The 16,660-nt window shown below is 67.2% G+C and carries 9 protein-coding genes and 9 pseudogenes; 4 read left to right on the top strand and 14 right to left on the bottom strand.

From position 1 onward, the window contains the following. Positions 1 to 8: 8 nt before the first annotated feature. On the bottom strand, positions 9 to 749 hold the full coding sequence (locus tag OG520_RS00095) for a class I SAM-dependent methyltransferase (protein WP_406011682.1): 741 nt from the start codon (positions 747 to 749) through the stop codon (positions 9 to 11). A gap of 475 nt (positions 750 to 1,224) precedes the next feature. Here OG520_RS00095 and OG520_RS00100 point away from each other — a divergent pair, with 475 nt between their 5' ends. Next, complete coding sequence (locus OG520_RS00100; protein WP_406011683.1) at positions 1,225 to 1,680, top strand: hypothetical protein; 456 nt, start codon at positions 1,225 to 1,227, stop codon at positions 1,678 to 1,680. Positions 1,681 to 1,826: 146 nt separating this feature from the next. Here OG520_RS00100 and OG520_RS00105 read toward each other — a convergent pair whose 3' ends face one another. The 6 genes and pseudogenes from OG520_RS00105 to OG520_RS00130 all read right to left on the bottom strand — a co-directional run bounded on the left by OG520_RS00105 (position 1,827) and on the right by OG520_RS00130 (position 6,572). After that, complete coding sequence (locus tag OG520_RS00105; RefSeq protein ID WP_406011684.1) at positions 1,827 to 2,270, bottom strand: DUF402 domain-containing protein; 444 nt, start codon at positions 2,268 to 2,270, stop codon at positions 1,827 to 1,829. Beyond that, positions 2,258 to 2,782 (bottom strand): annotated as a pseudogene (locus OG520_RS00110) (IS5 family transposase); the annotation flags it as partial. The pseudogene OG520_RS00110 and the gene OG520_RS00105, both read right to left, overlap by 13 nt. 23 nt (positions 2,783 to 2,805) lie before the next feature. Beyond that, positions 2,806 to 3,408, bottom strand: a pseudogene (locus tag OG520_RS00115) (transposase); the annotation flags it as partial. 43 nt (positions 3,409 to 3,451) lie between these two features. Further along, positions 3,452 to 3,733 (bottom strand): annotated as a pseudogene (locus OG520_RS00120) (transposase); the annotation flags it as partial. 580 nt (positions 3,734 to 4,313) lie between these two features. Further along, positions 4,314 to 5,525: pseudogene (locus OG520_RS00125) on the bottom strand (ISAzo13 family transposase); the annotation flags it as partial. Between the two features lie 264 nt (positions 5,526 to 5,789). Further along, complete coding sequence (locus OG520_RS00130; protein WP_406016374.1) at positions 5,790 to 6,572, bottom strand: group II intron maturase-specific domain-containing protein; 783 nt, start codon at positions 6,570 to 6,572, stop codon at positions 5,790 to 5,792. Positions 6,573 to 6,577: 5 nt separating this feature from the next. On the opposite strand from OG520_RS00130, the pseudogene OG520_RS00135 reads away from it, so the two are divergent. After that, positions 6,578 to 7,789 (top strand): annotated as a pseudogene (locus tag OG520_RS00135) (ISAzo13 family transposase); the annotation flags it as partial. Positions 7,790 to 8,194: 405 nt separating this feature from the next. On the opposite strand, the gene OG520_RS00140 reads toward OG520_RS00135, so the two are convergent. The 3 genes and pseudogenes from OG520_RS00140 to OG520_RS00150 all read right to left on the bottom strand — a co-directional run bounded on the left by OG520_RS00140 (position 8,195) and on the right by OG520_RS00150 (position 10,938). Then, on the bottom strand, positions 8,195 to 8,956 hold the full coding sequence (locus OG520_RS00140; RefSeq protein ID WP_406011685.1) for a reverse transcriptase domain-containing protein: 762 nt from the start codon (positions 8,954 to 8,956) through the stop codon (positions 8,195 to 8,197). Positions 8,957 to 9,554: 598 nt separating this feature from the next. Further along, positions 9,555 to 9,998 (bottom strand): annotated as a pseudogene (locus OG520_RS00145) (transposase); the annotation flags it as partial. Positions 9,999 to 10,008: 10 nt separating this feature from the next. Continuing rightward, positions 10,009 to 10,938 (bottom strand): hypothetical protein, encoded by a 930-nt coding sequence (locus OG520_RS00150; RefSeq protein WP_406011686.1) that lies wholly within the window; start codon positions 10,936 to 10,938, stop codon positions 10,009 to 10,011. Positions 10,939 to 11,040: 102 nt separating this feature from the next. On the opposite strand from OG520_RS00150, the pseudogene OG520_RS00155 reads away from it, so the two are divergent. After that, a pseudogene (locus OG520_RS00155) lies at positions 11,041 to 11,379 on the top strand (transposase); the annotation flags it as partial. Between the two features lie 15 nt (positions 11,380 to 11,394). Here the strand turns inward: OG520_RS00155 and OG520_RS00160 are convergent. Then, complete coding sequence (locus OG520_RS00160) at positions 11,395 to 11,979, bottom strand: GNAT family N-acetyltransferase (protein WP_406011687.1); 585 nt, start codon at positions 11,977 to 11,979, stop codon at positions 11,395 to 11,397. 591 nt (positions 11,980 to 12,570) lie between these two features. Here OG520_RS00160 and OG520_RS00165 point away from each other — a divergent pair. Further along, positions 12,571 to 14,247, top strand: coding sequence for an IPT/TIG domain-containing protein (locus OG520_RS00165; RefSeq protein WP_406011688.1), 1,677 nt, complete (start codon positions 12,571 to 12,573; stop codon positions 14,245 to 14,247). 200 nt (positions 14,248 to 14,447) lie between these two features. Here OG520_RS00165 and OG520_RS00170 read toward each other — a convergent pair. The 3 genes and pseudogenes from OG520_RS00170 to OG520_RS00180 all read right to left on the bottom strand — a co-directional run. Then, a pseudogene (locus tag OG520_RS00170) lies at positions 14,448 to 14,681 on the bottom strand (transposase); the annotation flags it as partial. Positions 14,682 to 14,789: 108 nt separating this feature from the next. Continuing rightward, positions 14,790 to 15,437 carry a hypothetical protein gene (locus tag OG520_RS00175; RefSeq protein WP_406016675.1) on the bottom strand — a complete coding sequence of 216 codons (648 nt, stop codon included), beginning with the start codon at positions 15,435 to 15,437 and terminating at the stop codon, positions 14,790 to 14,792. 340 nt (positions 15,438 to 15,777) lie between these two features. After that, positions 15,778 to 16,581, bottom strand: a pseudogene (locus OG520_RS00180) (pRL2-11); the annotation flags it as partial. Between the last annotated feature and the right edge of the window lie 79 nt (positions 16,582 to 16,660).

Raw genomic sequence — 16,660 nt, forward strand, 5'->3', positions numbered from 1 at the left:
GCGACTGGCTAGCTGCCTGAGCCGGTGGCCGACAGCGGTACCTCGACGACGAAGAACAGGAAGTTGGGACGGGTCGAGAGGTCCTGGAAGCTGTCCGGGAACAGCTCACGGGCGGCCGAGTCGGGCTGCGGCTCGCTGATGACGGAAAGTCGGAAGCCGGCGGTGGTGAAGGCGTCGGTCATCGCGTGCAATGGCCTGCGCCAGAACTCCATCGGGACGGACTGTCCGTTGAGTGTCCAGTCAAAGGTGTAGCTGGTGGTCGCGTGGTAGTCGGGCCGGGGATCCCGGTGCGCGTAGGCCGCGAAGGGATGGCTCACCGACGCGATCAGGCGGCCGCCGGGCCGGAGTACCCGCCGGAACTCGGCCAGCGTCGGCCCCCAGTCCTCCAGGTAGTGCAGGACCAGTGACGCGACCACGTCGTCGAACACACCGTCGTCGAACGGCAGAGGGTCGCATAGGTCGACCACGTGCAGGGCCACGTCGTCGCCGAGCCGCCGCCTCGCCAGTGCCAGCATCCCGGCGCTGGCGTCGATGCCGGTGACGGCGGCGCCGCGGTCGCGCAGCACGGCGGCCAGCGGGCCCGAGCCGCAGCCGGCGTCAAGGATCCGACGGCCGGTGACGTCCCCGGCGAGGGCCAGCATCGCCGGCCGCTCGTAGTACGCGTTCACGAGGCTGCTCTCGTTCTCCGCGGAGAACATCTCGGCGAAGCTGTCGTAGTCGTTCGCTTGGTTCCGATCCGCGGACTGCATCGTCGCAGCCTAGTAGTCACATGATCCGCCGGACAGGCCCCCACACACACCGTCCGCCGCCTGACCGCCCTCCATCCAACTCACTGCGATTTCCTGCACCCCAGCTACTCACGCTCGCAGTCGTTGCCGTCACCGCCCATCGCTGCCCACGCCCTGTTGCTTTCTGGAGCTCCTCGGCTGCGGACTGGCCTGCGAGGACGACGCCCTCGCCAGATGGGTCAATAACAGGCAAAGGAAGCGAGATAACTCAGGAGCTGACGCCGATGCTGAGCGGCTTCGACCACATCACCGACTCCTGACCAGACCTGCCGTGGTCAGGCAGCGCCCGCGACTACCGGCGGCATCCGAACAGGCCGCCCCTCCTCGTCAGCTCTTGGAGGGGCAAAACAGGGGCCCACCCTGCGCGAGGAGCCCATGTGCCACCGAATCAGCGGAAGGAGACCCTCCGCAGCGATCAGCGGTTAGTGTCCGCCATATGACACATATGAGGAAGATCCAGACGCGACGAATGGCAGTGGCGCTGGTCGGCGCGGCAGCTGCGGCGGTACTGGGCGTGGGCGGGGCGATTGCAGCGGCCGACCAGGACGGCGGATCGTCCGGCCCGACTCCTGTGCCCACAGAGACGTCCGATACGGGAAGCGGCGGTGTCGTAGGCGGCGTGGACACCGGCGGCGGGGACAGTGGCTCCGTCAGTGGTTCAGGCGGCACCGACGGCGGCAGTTCCAGTGGTACGGATGCGGGAGGCTCGGGTGGTACCGAGTCCCCATCTCCTACGGACGGACCCACACCTCGTCCCACGGATCCGGCAAGCCTGGACGACCTGGCGGAACGCATCGACGGCCTGGAGAAGAAGGTGGATGAGTTGCCCACCAAGAAGGAGCTGGCCGATGCTCTCCGCGCCTTCGCCGACGAGTTGGAGCAGCAGGACTGAGCTCACGGGACATGCTGCGGCGCACCCAGGGACGAGGTCGCACCCTAGGGTGTGTGGCCCTGTGAGCTTGTTCGAACGGATTTAGCGGACTCCCACCTCTGGCAACGCCTCCGGTCCCCGCCGCGTGCAACCGTCCAGGCACCGGTTCAGCCTTCCTCCGGTGCAACCCTCTCCGTGGTCGCCCGGGACCGGGGAGGGCGCGGCGTGACCCAGGTCGGCTCCCACCGCCAGGCCGCCCACCGCTCCGCATGCGCTAACAGTCCGGCACGTGCGGCGAGCATCGCCAGCACCTCCGCGCGGGCGTCGTCGACAGCTTGGTGCTCGGTGCCGGAGACGATGCCGAGGCGACGCACGTGCGCGTACTCGTCTTCGTCCTTCCACTCCCAGCGGGTGAGGTCGGGCGTGATGACCAGATCCACCGTGAGGTCGAAGGTGTCGAACCCGGCCTCGGTGCGGCGGGTGGGGTGCTCGAAGTTGACGTACCAGTTCCGCAGCCAGCGCCCACCGCCGCTGTCGGGGACGAAGAAGGAGTTGACGCTGAACCAGGCCGCAGGCGGCTTCCACAGCAGCAGGTCGGTCTCCCGCCACACCGAGCCCAGGCTTTCGTGACACGGGGGTGGCCTTCGGCGATGTTCGAGAGCAGGTGGATGCCGCCGGCGTTGTCGGAGACGCTGGCGGCGGTGACCAGCACGGCCAGGAGAAGGCCAGCGGTGTCGACGCCGATGTGGCGTTTGCGTCCTGCGATCTTCTTGCCCGCGTCGATGCCCTGGCCGGCCGCGGGCACGTTGGCTGAGGTCTTGATGCTCTGGGCGTCGAGGACGCAGGCGCTCGGCTCGGCGTCGCGGCCTTCGGCTTTTCGGACCAGGCGCCGCAGGAGACCGTTGAGCTGGTCGAAGACCTCATCCTTCTGCCAGGCGGCGAAGTATCCGTAAACCGTCTCCCATGGGGCGAAGTCGTGTGGCAGGTACCGCCAGGGGATCCCGGTTCGGTCGACGTAGAGGATGGCGTCCATGATCCGGCGCAGATCGTGCTCGGGCGGCCGCCCGATGTCCAGGCCCTTCCCTCTTCGTTCGGCCCGCCATGCTGTCAGAGGGCGTTTGATCTAGGTAGATTGCCCTTTCTGCCCTAGTAGGTTCCTCGCCAGGTGGGGGTGATCTCGTCCGATATGCGCTTGGTGAGGTTGTCGATCGACGCAATGTGGATCATGGCCTCGGAGCTGGCGGTGAGGGTCTCGTAGTCGCGGGCGAGGCGCCGGTGCATCGTGATCCAACCCAGGCTTCGCTCGACAACCCAGCGCCTTTTGACTACGTGAAATCCGCGAACTGCTGGGTTTCTGTTGACGACTTCGACATCGATTCCAAGGTTCGCCCCGTGCTCGATGACTGCGTTCTTGAAGCCGGTGTCGACCCAGCTCTTGGCGATGGTGGGGTAGGTCTTCTTGGCCTGGTCGAGGAGGCGTATTCCCACGGCGTTTTCGGAGAGGCTGGCGGCGGTGACGGCCACCGCAAGGATCAGGCCGATCGTGTCGGTGAGGATGCCTCGCTCCCTGCCTACGATCTTCTTCGCGGCGTCCGTTCCCTGGCTGGTCAGGGGTATGTTGGTGGAGGTCTTCACGCTCAGGGTGTCGATGACGGAGGCGGTGGGTTCGGGATTGCGACCCTCTTTCACTCGGGCCAGGCCGGTCAGGTCGTAGTTGAGCTGGGCAAGGATTCCCTCGTCGCGCCAGGCGGCGTAGTAGGCGTAGACGGTGCCGTGGTTCGGGAAGTCGTGCGGGAGGTATTTCCAGGGGGATTCCGGTGCGGTTGATGTAGAGGATTGCGTTGAATATGTCGCGGAGGTCGACCTTGGCCGGCTGGCCGGTGGGCCTGCGGTCGAGCCGGGCTTTCCGCCAGGCCGTCAACGTCGGCTCGATCAAGGCCCATCGGGCGTCGGACAGGTCGCTGGGGTCGGCTTGCGCTGGCTCACGCCGTAGCGTTGGCATGGACGCGGCGGAGGATGCCGTTCCTCTACTGATGGGCGTTTCTGCCTCATCTTCAAACCAGACGGACTTCATGCACGAGAACCGGAGTAAACGGGTGGCCAGGTCGGTAGCTCGGCGGCCATGAAGACGCGCGTATGAGGGTGAATAGCTTGAAAACGGGCAAGCGCAAAGGTCACCCAACGACGCAGATCATCTCTAAGGGCCCGTCGATGAATTAGTGGTGCGCGTCGCGTCAACTCGTTGTTGATGTCGCATTCATGACGTATCTGGCGAGTTCGCTGGGGTCGATGAGGCGGACGGGCAGCGGCTCGCTGTGGTGGCCGTGTTGCTGGAGCAGGGGCCGGGTCTGCTGGATGAGGGCGCGCATCTGGTTCTCGCCGATGTGGAAGAGGTGGGCGATCAGCGAGGCGGGCAGTCCTCGCTGGTCCAGGATGGTGGCCCAGATGATGTTCTCCACGGCCAGTTTGCGGTGGCGGGGCCGTTGTTCCGGCGGCAGCGTGTCGATCATCTCGCGGATCTCGGCGACAAGGTGGTCCAGGGCCTGACGGGTAAGGCCGGTGAGCACGGGGTGTGTGGCCAGGGCCGCGTCGAAGGTATGGGCCGTGCGGGGGTGGGAACGACGTCCGCGGGCCTGCAGTGGCACTGTCGGGACGCCGGGCTGCGGCGGAATGGTGTAGTTCCACTCGCCGTGGAAGCCGTCGGAGTCGACCTTCAGCGCGGCGGCGTGCTGTGCGTCGATCTCGATCCCCGTGGGGTAGGCGTTCTCGTCCAGCCGTGCGGTCACACGCAGCCCGGTCGCGGTGGTCGTGGAGGCGATCAGGTTCAGGGCCACCTCGAAGCTGGTCAGCGGGCGGGCTCGCCAGTTCATGGAGATGAAGGAGAACAGCCGGTGTTCAACCTTGTTCCACTTCGATGTTCCCGGTGGCAGGTGGCACACTCTGATCTGAAGGCCGGACTCGGTGGCCAGAACCGCGAGGTTGGCCTTCCACGCTTTGGCACGGGTGCTGTTGGAGCCGCCGCCGTCGGCGGTGATCAGCAGCCGCTTCGCGCCCGGATATGCGGTGCTGCCTTCCTCGTTCCACCAGCGGCGCAGGGCGGCGACCGCGAACGCGGCGGTGTCGTGGTCGGTGCCCACCACGACGAAGCCGGTGTTGCGCCCCACGTCGTAGATGCCGTAGGGGATCGCCGTGCCGGTCGCCTGGGAGGGGAAGTCGTGGTCGAGGACCTTGACCGGGGCGCCCGGCCCGGCCCATTCCCGCCCGCCTTGCGCGAACAGCCCGATCTGCTCCTTCTTCTTCGTGTCCACGCTGATCACCGGGTCCCCGGCGTCCAGGAACCGGCTCACCACGGTGTTGAGGTGGCGGAACTGGGCGTCGCGGTCAGGGTGGGTACTGCCCGCCAGGACCCTGGCGTTGCCGCGCAGGCTGAACCCGGCCTCCTTCAGCAGCGCGGCGATCGTGTCCCGTCCCGCCGCGTGTCCCCGGGCGGCCAGCTCGCCGGCCAGGTTGCGCAGCGATTTCGTGGTCCACGTCAGCGGTCCTATCGGATCGCCCTGCGTGCTGTCCTCGACCAGGGCCAGCAGCGCGGCGCGCAGCCCCGGGTCCTTCTTTGCCGCGGCCGGGCGGCCCCCGCCGGGGCGGCGTACCCGGCCGTCCGGCTCGGCGTCCTCCTCCAGGTCGGCCAGTCCCCGGCTGACACAGCCCTTCGAGACCCCGGCCGCCGCGGCGACCGCGGCGATCCCGCCGTGTCCGAGCTGCCGAGCCTCCGCGCCGTACAGCAACCGGCACTGTCGCTCGTTCAGATGCGGAACCACCGCTTCGAACTTCGCCCGCAACGGACCGATCAACTCATCAAAACGTCCCATACCACATCAACGAGCCCAAGTCCCGGAAGCAACCCGTAGATTCCCGACGAGCCCTAAATGCCCTCTCAGAGGTCGTTTTCGCCTTGTAAGCCTGCTGTGTGCCTTCACCTCGCTCAGGGCTGCTTCGCACAGGTTGTCGGGTCGGGTCCGGGCGCGGTTCCTGGATCACTCCAGGACCGTTTCCCGGACCCGCCCGCCGAACCCGGCGTGCGACTTTCACCGCACCGGGCTCTCCACGAGATCATGCCGTCAGAATCGGTTCGGTCAGAGTTCCGGCCAGGGTGTTGGGATGCTGTTTCCTCGGTAGCGGTAGCGGGCGACCGGCACCGTGGCGAGGTTGAACAGTTCGATCCCTTCCATGCGGATCGCTCCCCATCCTTGCGGAGTGTGGAGCCATCGCCGAATGGCCCTCCACGTCATGCGGTTGCGGTGCATCACCCAGTGCACGACTCGCCACCAAACGAAGGTGGCAAGGCGCGAAAGGGTGTGCTTGGCGACCGCGTGCTTGAAGTAGTTGGCCCAGCCGCGCTGGATCTGGTTGATCCTGATCAGCGCGACCCTGTAATCGAGATGCGACAACCTGAGGGTCAGTGACTTGATCTTCCGTTTCAGCGCCTCGACCGGCTTGTCGGCGATGAAGGTGTAGACGCACCACTTGTCCGTTCCCCGCTTGCGGTTCCACACGATGCGGAATCCGAGGAAGTCGAACCCGTCTGCCAGGTGAACGATCCGGGTCTTCGACGGCGACAGGGACAGCCCCATCGTCGCCAAGACCCCACTCACCTGCCCGCGAAGTTCTTCGACGTGTCCTCTGGTCCCGTGAACCATGACGACGAAGTCGTCCGCGTAGCGGACGAGTCGCCAGGTGCCCAGGCCATGTTTCCGTCGACGTTCGCGGTCCCGCCGGGTTGCCATCGTGTTTGTCCACTGCTCGGCGGCGAAGTCGTCGAGCGCGGATAGAGCGATGTTGGCCAGCAGGGGTGAGAGGATCCCTCCCTGGGCTCGTCGGGAATCTACGGGTTGCTTCCGGGACTTGGGCTCGTTGATGTGGTATGGGACGTTTTGATGAGTTGATCGGTCCGTTGCGGGCGAAGTTCGAAGCGGTGGTTCCGCATCTGAACGAGCGACAGTGCCGGTTGCTGTACGGCGCGGAGGCTCGGCAGCTCGGACACGGCGGGATCGCCGCGGTCGCCGCGGCGGCCGGGGTCTCGAAGGGCTGTGTCAGCCGGGGACTGGCCGACCTGGAGGAGGACGCCGAGCCGGACGGCCGGGTACGCCGCCCCGGCGGGGGCCGCCCGGCCGCGGCAAAGAAGGACCCGGGGCTGCGCGCCGCGCTGCTGGCCCTGGTCGAGGACAGCACGCAGGGCGATCCGATAGGACCGCTGACGTGGACCACGAAATCGCTGCGCAACCTGGCCGGCGAGCTGGCCGCCCGGGGACACGCGGCGGGACGGGACACGATCGCCGCGCTGCTGAAGGAGGCCGGGTTCAGCCTGCGCGGCAACGCCAGGGTCCTGGCGGGCAGTACCCACCCTGACCGCGACGCCCAGTTCCGCCACCTCAACACCGTGGTGAGCCGGTTCCTGGACGCCGGGGACCCGGTGATCAGCGTGGACACGAAGAAGAAGGAGCAGATCGGGCTGTTCGCGCAAGGCGGGCGGGAATGGGCCGGGCCGGGCGCCCCGGTCAAGGTCCTCGACCACGACTTCCCCTCCCAGGCGACCGGCACGGCGATCCCCTACGGCATCTACGACGTGGGGCGCAACACCGGCTTCGTCGTGGTGGGCACCGACCACGACACCGCCGCGTTCGCGGTCGCCGCCCTGCGCCGCTGGTGGAACGAGGAAGGCAGCACCGCATATCCGGGCGCGAAGCGGCTGCTGATCACCGCCGACGGCGGCGGCTCCAACAGCACCCGTGCCAAAGCGTGGAAGGCCAACCTCGCGGTTCTGGCCACCGAGTCCGGCCTTCAGATCAGAGTGTGCCACCTGCCACCGGGAACATCGAAGTGGAACAAGGTTGAACACCGGCTGTTCTCCTTCATCTCCATGAACTGGCGAGCCCGCCCGCTGACCAGCTTCGAGGTGGCCCTGAACCTGATCGCCTCCACGACCACCGCGACCGGGCTGCGTGTGACCGCACGGCTGGACGAGAACGCCTACCCCACGGGGATCGAGATCGACGCACAGCACGCCGCCGCGCTGAAGGTCGACTCCGACGGCTTCCACGGCGAGTGGAACTACACCATTCCGCCGCAGCCCGGCGTCCCGACAGTGCCACTGCAGGCCCGCGGACGTCGTTCCCACCCCCGCACGGCCCATACCTTCGACGCGGCCCTGGCCACACACCCCGTGCTCACCGGCCTTACCCGTCAGGCCCTGGACCACCTTGTCGCCGAGATCCGCGAGATGATCGACACGCTGCCGCCGGAACAACGGCCCCGCCACCGCAAACTGGCCGTGGAGAACATCATCTGGGCCACCATCCTGGACCAGCGAGGACTGCCCGCCTCGCTGATCGCCCACCTCTTCCACATCGGCGAGAACCAGATGCGCGCCCTCATCCAGCAGACCCGGCCCCTGCTCCAGCAACACGGCCACCACAGCGAGCCGCTGCCCGTCCGCCTCATCGACCCCAGCGAACTCGCCAGATACGTCATGAATGCGACATCAACAACGAGTTGACGCGACGCGCACCACTAATTCATCGACGGGCCCAGCCTGGGGCGTCCCGGAGGTGGTTTCGTTCCGTTCGCCGAGCTCAGTCATGATCCCGGCCTTGAGGAACGCCTTCACCAGCGCAAGCACCCGCTTGTCCTTCAGCCGCATCCGGACGCGGCCCATCAGGGCCGTGTGGTCGATGCGGTCGAAGCACGCCTCGATGTCAGCGTCCAGCACCCATCGGTAACCCTGGGTGCCGAACAGATGGATCTCGGCAATCGCGTCGTGCGCGCGTCGGTTGGGGCGGAACCCGTATGAGCACGGACGAAAGTCCGCCTCGAAGATGGGCTCCATAGCCAGCTTCAACGCGGCCTGGACCACCCGATCCGCGATGGTCGGGATTCCCAGACGGCGCAGTTTCCCGCCCGCCTTGGGGATCATCCGTTCGCGCACCGGCATTGGCCGAAAGGCCCCTGCTCTCAGCTGAGAACGGATCTGTTCCAAGTACGCTTCCGCCCCGAATGCCTGCACGTGGTCGGCGCGAAGGCCGTCCACGCCCGCCGTTCGGGCTCCGGTGTTGCCTGCGACCCGTTCGAATGCCACTACCAAAGTGGCCGGGTCACACACGAAGTTGAACACATCGTCGAACCGGAAGCCGTGATCGGCTACCGCCCAACGGTGCAGCTTGATCTGCATCTTCCGTACCCGTAGCTCGGCGTACTCAGCCACCGGCCACGTGACCGGGGCATCCACCCCGGTGACTTCGGACATTGCAGTACCTCCCATGCAATCTCGCTGCCGCCCTTCGCCATGTGGCCGGCTCTCCCGGCCTCGGACTACTACGACGGCTCCGCCCCTTGCCCAGCCTGTTCGGCAGACGATGTGCCCAGCCCGTCCCGGCCGCGCTGGCAGCGCGGACGAAGGGCGAGACCGGGAAGGTTCCCGTGTTCACCGATCGATCGATCGACGGAGTAGGCACCCGGCTATACCCCCGCGGCATCGCCACAACTAACCCGCAGCACTTCGCTGTGGCCTCCCGGGCCGTCTAGCACAAACCACCCGGAAGTTCCCCGGCACCAACAACCCCGGTGCGGGTGCGCGCCGCTACCAGCCCAGATCCGCCAGGTTCGAGCTGGTGGCACCTTAGGAGGCTTCACACACCGGTTCCTCGCGTATACCTCTCCATCTCGCTCGCCGGACCCGCACCATCTGGCAGTGCTGATACGTCCCGGCTTTGTAGGGGCCGCTTGCCACCCTCCCCGGCATCTCCCGGATCAGACTGCCCCCAGCTTCACCGCCCTGCTGCGACAGGACAGCGGCGAAGGTCTCCCACCTCCACTCGATCAAACGGCGCTTCACGGCGCACGTGCCACAGATGCCAGCGATCAGTGACTTGCGTCGCGGCGGGCAGGGCGCGGTGGATGGCCTCGGCGTAGGTTGCTGAGCCGTCGCGGCACACGATGTCGATGCCCGGATGCTCGCGCAGCCACGCTTCCAGAGTGTCGGCTGTGCGGTCGGGCAGTACGTCGATTCGCTCATGCGACTCGGCATCGATGATCACGGTGGCATAGCGGTGCCGCCGACGCAGAGCGAAGTCATCGACGCCGATCACGCGGGGTATCCGCCCGGTAGGCAACGGGATCCGCAGAAGGGTGCGCAGGGCCGTGTGCCGCGATACGCCCGCCGCGAGTATCGCCAGCAAACGTGCGTGGACACGGTGATGCTGAGCTCCAGCAGCCGCGCGCCGAGTCGTCGGTTTGGCCACCAGACTCCCGTACGGCGGCCAAGCGTTGGAAATTCGGCGCATCGCATCTGGTGCCGGGTCAGACCCCCGCGGACGTCCGGGTGTCCTTGGAGGGTGTCACGGGCGCCGCCTCGGGGTCGCTGTCGTGCCCTTTCGGGGATCCGAACCAGGCCACTGCCACCGCGCCCGATACGGCGAGCACGAACCCGGTGATCGCCGCCCAGGCGAAGCCGGGACGGGAGGCATCGCCGAGCCACAGCACGCCGATGATGCCCGGCAGGACGGTCTCGCCGACGACCAGCGCGGCGGTGGCGCCGTTGACCGAGCCGATCTGCAGGGCGACCGTGTGCAGGTACATGCCGCCGATGCCTGCCACCAGGATCGTGTAGAGCGCCGGGTCGCAGAGCAGCGCTCCCGGGTCGAAAGGGTCGATGCCGTTCAGCACACGGACCCCGACACCGAGGGCGCCGAAGCCCAGTCCGGACAGCAGGCCGGCCAGGATCGCGGCGCGCGCCCCCAGTAGGCGTACGACCACGGTGCCGCCCACGATCAGGAGCAGCGAGATCCCCAGCAGCCACCAGTGCGTGGAGATCGGGGTGTCGCCGCTGCCTTCCGGGCCCGCCGCCGTCGCCAGAAGCACCAGCGCGGAGCAGACCACGGCAATCGAGGTCCGCTCGGCGCGGTTGAGCCGGATGCCGAGGAGCTTGATGCTCAGCACCGCCGTGATCACCAAGTTGGCGCTGATCACGGTCTGCGACAGGAACAGCGGCAGGAGGCGCGCCGCCAGTGCGCCGAGCCCGAAGCCGACAAAGTCCAGGATGGTCCCGACGATGAACTCCCAGGTCATCGCCGCCTTCGCAGTGGATGACAGGCTCGGGCCACCGTGCTGGGTCACGCTGCCCGCGGCGGCCTCCCGGCGGGCTGACTTCTGTGATCCGACGGCCTGAAGGACGGAGCCCGTGCCGTAACAGATCGATGCTGCCACAGCGGTGAGCAGTCCTATGAGCACCGAAAGCTCCGTTCATGTATGGGTCGGTGGGGTTCGGTCCCGTTCCCCCCTGGCAGACGCGGGTTTCGGCGCAAAAGTTGCTTCCGGCGAGTCAGTTGCACCGAATCCGAGCAACTCCAGCTCAAGAACGTGCGGACGCACTGCCCCGAACTCGACGCGCTCACCCGGCACGTCCGTTCCTTCGCAGCCATGCTCACCGGGCGTCAAGGCGAGCGCTTGCCGGACTGGCTCGACGCCGTCCGACAGGACGACCTACCGAGCCTCCACACCCTGGCCGCCGGCATCGACAGAGATCGCGACGCCGTCATCGCCGGCCTCACCCTGCCCTGGAACTCGGGCGTCGTCGAGGGACACGTCAACCGGATCAAGATGCTCAAGAGGCAGATGTTCGGTCGCGCTAGCTTTGCTCTCCTGCGGAAGCGGGTCCTCCTTGCTCGGTGACGGGCCGCTACACGGTCAGACAGCGGCTTTGGCCGCCACCCGAGTGACAAGCTTGTCGCGCACGGATGGCCATTCATCCACGAGGACGCTGTAGTACAACGAATCACGACGCGTACCGTCCTGGCGCACCATGTGGCTGCGCAACGTCCCTTCATAGACCAGCCCCAGCCGCGTCATCGCCTGCTGGGACCGTACGTTCAGGTTGTCGGTACGCAAGGCAATTCGAGCAAGGCCCAGATCGTCGAAGGCGTGTGCCAACAACAGAAGCTTGGACTCGGCATTGTAGGGACCGCCCCAACAAGCACGATCGAACCAGGTCGCACCAATCTCAGCGCGGCCCCCAGCGAGGTCAAGCTCGTACAGGCTGGTCGAGCCGATCACTGTCTCGTCCGTGAGGCGTTGGACGGCGAAGCATCTCCTCGCCCGATCCGCCAACATCTGGCTGATCATCTCCCGCATCTCTATCAGGGAGCCTGGGCGAGGTCGCGGCATCCAACGCCAGACCTCAGGATCCGACGCTGAGGGGAACAACGCCTCTACATGATTGACGGACAGCGGAACGAGACGGACAGCGCGGCCGAGGAGGGAGTCGTTGCTCATCGCTGCACCATAGCTTCGGGATTACTGCCCCATCGTCGAGACGCAGATCATGTCGCCTTCATCACGCACAGCAACCGCTGCACGGAACCTGAGCCAGAACCTTCTCGGGTTCTGGCTCACATTCCGTGAGGCGGTGACTGGCCGTCACCTGGAAGTTGTCTTCGCTCCGGCCCAGACGCCCAAACGCCTCCCGGAGTCGGCCCGGCCCATATCACGATCGCGACGGGGACAGTCAGCGAGAGGTCCCAGCCGATCACAGCGGTGAGCAGCACGCACAGTCACAGCGCCTGCGGCAGCGATACCTACGACCGGGTCCTGGCCAACCCCGTGATCCACTCGTCCCTGACGACACCACCACCGCCTCAGGCGCCTGCATGTACACCTGATGACTGATGACCCCCGAACCAATTGACCGATCATCACACTTTGGGGATATGTGTTGGAAGCCTTGGCTATCAGGGTAAATCTGAATCGACTCATCGTCTCCGGCCCAAAGGCGAGTTGGTCTCCATCGTCCGATTCCCGCGGCGATGCGGCTCTCGGCTGCACGAGACATGGGCGGCATCCCGCTTCGCGAACAAGGGGTACGCCATGTCTGTCCTGACCGATGCCCGCTCAATTCCGCAGAGTGAGACGCGTTTCTCGCTGACCGCGTTTTCCGCCGCCGTGATTCCGGTTGGTGGCAATCCCCTGGGTGTGGTTCTCACGCCCGGCGGGACACGCGCCTATGTGGCCAACAGGTCGTCGAACGCGGTCAGCGTGATCGACACCGCCACCGACACCGTCACCGCAACCATCCCCACAGGCGCGGGGCCCACGCTCCTGGCGATCGCACCTGACGGGGCCCACGTCTACGTGAGCGTGGCCGACGCTGCGCTGCTCAGCGTGATCGACACAGGGACGAACACCGTCACCGCGAGCGTCGCGGTGGGGGCGGGAGCCACGGGCGTGTCGGTCACCCCGGACGGGGCCCGCGTCTATGTGGCGAACCAGAACGCGAGCACGGTCAGTGTGATCGACACCGCCACCAACACCGTCATCGCGACCATCGCGGTGAGCAATGGGCCGACCGGTGTGACGGTCACTCCGGACGGCGCCCACGTCTACGTGGGCAACCTCGCCAGCAACACCATCAGCGTGATCGACACCGCCACCAACACCGTCACCACCACCATCAGCGGGCTCAACGGACCCGCTCTTGTGGGGATCACCCCGGACGGCGCCCACGGCTACGTCAGCAACAACGGCAGCGACACCGTCACCGTGGTCGACATCGCGACAAACACCATTACTGGCAGCATCGTGGTGGGCGACCAGCCGCGTTTCGTGACCGTCAGCCAGAACGGCGCCCACGTCTACGTGGCGAACTACGGCTCCAACACCGTCAGTGTGATCGACACCGCCACCAACACGCTCGCCGGGAACCTGCGCGTCGGGGCAGGCCCCACCGGCGTCGCCGTCACGTCGGACGACTCCCGCCTCTACGTGACCAACACCGACGCTGGCACGGTCAGCGTCATCCCCCTGACCTTGATCCCCAACGAGGGAAGCACCGCGGGCGGCACCATCGTGACCATCAACGGCCACAACCTCGCCAACGCCACCGCCGTCTACTTCGGCACCGCCAGCGCCACCATCCTCACCAACACCGCGACCTCGATCACCGTCGTCAACCCTGCCGGGTCCGGGGCGGTCCCCGTGACGGTCACCACCCCCGGCGGCACCGGCTTCCTGGGGGACTTCATCTACTTCCCAGCCCCCCAGGTCAACGACGTCAGCCCCACCGAAGGCCCCTCCGACAGCGGCAACACCGCCGTCATCACCGGCTTCAATCTCGTCGGCGCGATCTCCGCCTCCTTCGGCCCCAACCCCGTCACCATCCAGTCCGCCACGGACACCCAGCTCGCCGTCACCGTCGACCCCGTCCAGAACCCGGGCACCGTCCCGGTCACCGTGACCACCCCCGGCGGAACCGTCGTCGGCCCCGATTACACCTACTGGCCCCAGCCGACCATCACCAACGTCACCCCCAACACCGCGTCGACCAGCGGCGGTACCTCCGTCACTCTCACGGGCACCGACCTCACCACCACGCAACAAGTCACCTTCGAGAACGTCCCCGCCGACTTCTCCGTCATCTCCGACACCCAGATCACCGCCGTCGCCCCACAACAATCCCCAGGCCAGAACATCACCATCTCGGTCACCACCGCCGGCGGCAGCAACTCCTGGAACTCCTTCACCTACCAGGACAACCCATCCGTCTGAAAAGCAAGTCAGAAAGCCTCCCGAGCCCCGCCGCAGAGCGCCCAGCCCCGGCACGGCGGCCCGCGCGCTCACCCCGGCAAGAGGGATGGCACGGAGCTCGGGACGATGGCTGAAGTCGAGGCTGACCCGGCGCGGCGCGAGTTCCTGGACGGGTTCCCGGAGGGGTTCGGGCTCCTTCAGGATGTGGCCTGAGCTGTGCTTCACGAGTAGAGCAGGACGCGCTTGCGGAGCAGGTCAAAGCCTGCGCGGCCGAACATCTGGCGCTTGAGCATCTTGATCCGGTTGGCATGGCCTTCGACGACACCGGAACTCCAGGGCAGGGTGAGGCCGGCGATGACCGCGTCGCGGTCACGATTGATGCCTGCGGCGAGGGTATGGAGGCTGGGTAAGTCGTCCCGCAGGACAGCGTCGAGCCACTGCGGCAGCCGCTCGCCCTGGCGCTGGTGAACCTGGTGTTCTCCAGGACTGGGGTGATCGTGTCGGCCGGACCGGACATGGCCCGTTTCCCGGACTTCGGCAGTCGTCCGGCGGGCCAGGGCCGGTCAGTCCAGGTCGGTGGTGCCGGAGGCGGCGCGGGGCCGGTTGCGTGCCCAGCGCTTGAGGTCGCCGACGCGGTAGAGGAGTTCGGCGCCGCGCTTGTCGACCGAGCCGGGGAAGGTGCGGTCGTTGGCGTGGGCGTAGCGCAGCGCAGCGATGGTGATGTCCGGCAGGTGGTGCTGGTGGGCCTCGCACAGTCCCACCGCCTGGTCGTCGTCGGCCGGGGCCGGGCTCGTCGGCGGTGTCGCCGTGGTGCTGGCCGTGCTGTCGCCCGGGCCGGTGGCCGGGGTGGGGCTCCAGGCATCGGCAAGCAGGTCGCGGTTGGCGGGCGGTTTCTGCAGCTGCACCGGAACCGGTTGGGCGGCGGCTCCGGCCTTCTTGCTGGTGGTGGCCCAGTGACGGGCTTCGGCTTCGGTGAAGAAGAGGACCTGTGTCTCCCGCGCGGATCCGCCGCTGACGACCTGGGCGCGCCCGTGGTGCTTGGTGGACTTCGGAGCCGGGTGGATCTCGGGGGCGAGCATGCGCCAGGCGTTGACGCTGTAGCGGGCGAGGATGCGGGTGGAGAATTGCTCGCGGACCTCCGGGCCTCCGAGAGCGCGAGCGGTCGCGGACTGGGCGACCAGGAGTACGTGCATGCGCAGCTGGCGGCCCATGTAGAGGGTCGACGGCCGGGGAGACCTTCGGGTCTCCTGACTCGCGGATCTTCTCCCAGTAGCGGGCCAGCTGCTTCATCGTCGCGTTGACCTCTTCGAGGAGGATCAATATCCGCGGGCCGATGGCTTTCGGGTCGGCGTCGATGCCCAGTTCGTCGGCGATGCGGGTGCGGCGCCGGCCGATCGTGCCGAGTTCGATGAGCTGGTCGTGGATGTCGGCGATGTCGGCGCAGTAGGTGACGCCGTCGATGCCGCGCGCCCACGGGTGGGAGATCCGCTTGAAGTCGAGGACGAACACGCGCGAGCCGTGGTGAAGCATCTGGCAGGCGATGCAGCGCAGGGTCACCGACTTGCCGCCGCCGGTGGAGGCGTTGACCAGGATGTGCGGGGAGTCGGCGTCCAGGTCGACGGAGACGATCCGGCCGCCGGAGCCGATCCCGATGATGGGCGCGGACTCCTCGGCCTTGGCCACCAGCTCCCGCGTCTTGGGGTCTTTGAAGGCGGCCTTGGCCGGGGGCTTGCGGGTCTTCTTCACCAGCAGGTGCGTGTCGCGCCCGGCGACGTTCCAGGCGAACGTCACACCCTGAAGGGCTAGTTTCTGGGTGATGAGGTCGGCGACCTGGTCCTTCGAGAACTTCAGGTTCCGGGGCAGGTCGACGCGTATCTGCGCGTCGTCGTCGGAGAAGTTCTTCGGGATGTGGAGGTAGCGGCGCGGGTCGGTCTGCTCCGCGTACCCGAGCGGTCCGGCGATGGCTTCGTGCAGTGGGACGACCCACTCGCGCATCAGCTCCCGGCGCTCGCGGGTGAGCACCATGTACGCCGCGCTGCCGGCGGTCAGAACGGAAGCCGCGCCGATCCCGCTGGTCTCCAGCGCGGCGAGCGCCGTCTCCCGGTTCTCCCAGAGGTCCTGTGCGGTCTGCACGGTGGCGTTCGGGTCGCGGCCGGCGAGGTAGCCGCTCTCCGCGATACCCGCCCCGAGGGCGAGGCGGAAGGACAGGCGCCGCCACCCGGCCTTGTACGAGCGGCGCCGGACCTTGCCCTCCACCTTCGGCAGGACTCGGGTGCCTGCGCGCCAGAACGTGGCGTCGGTGCGCTTCACGCCGTCCAGGTCACGGCCGGCCAGAACCCGGCCGATGCCGAACATGAGGGATTCGGCGTTCTCCTCCACCTGCTTTGTCGAACTTCGTCTGCGCCATGGACGTGCCCTTTCGATCTGCGTCCCG

Source organism: Streptomyces sp. NBC_00984, from assembly GCF_045162475.1.
Taxonomy (GTDB): Bacteria; Actinomycetota; Actinomycetes; order Streptomycetales; family Streptomycetaceae; genus Streptomyces.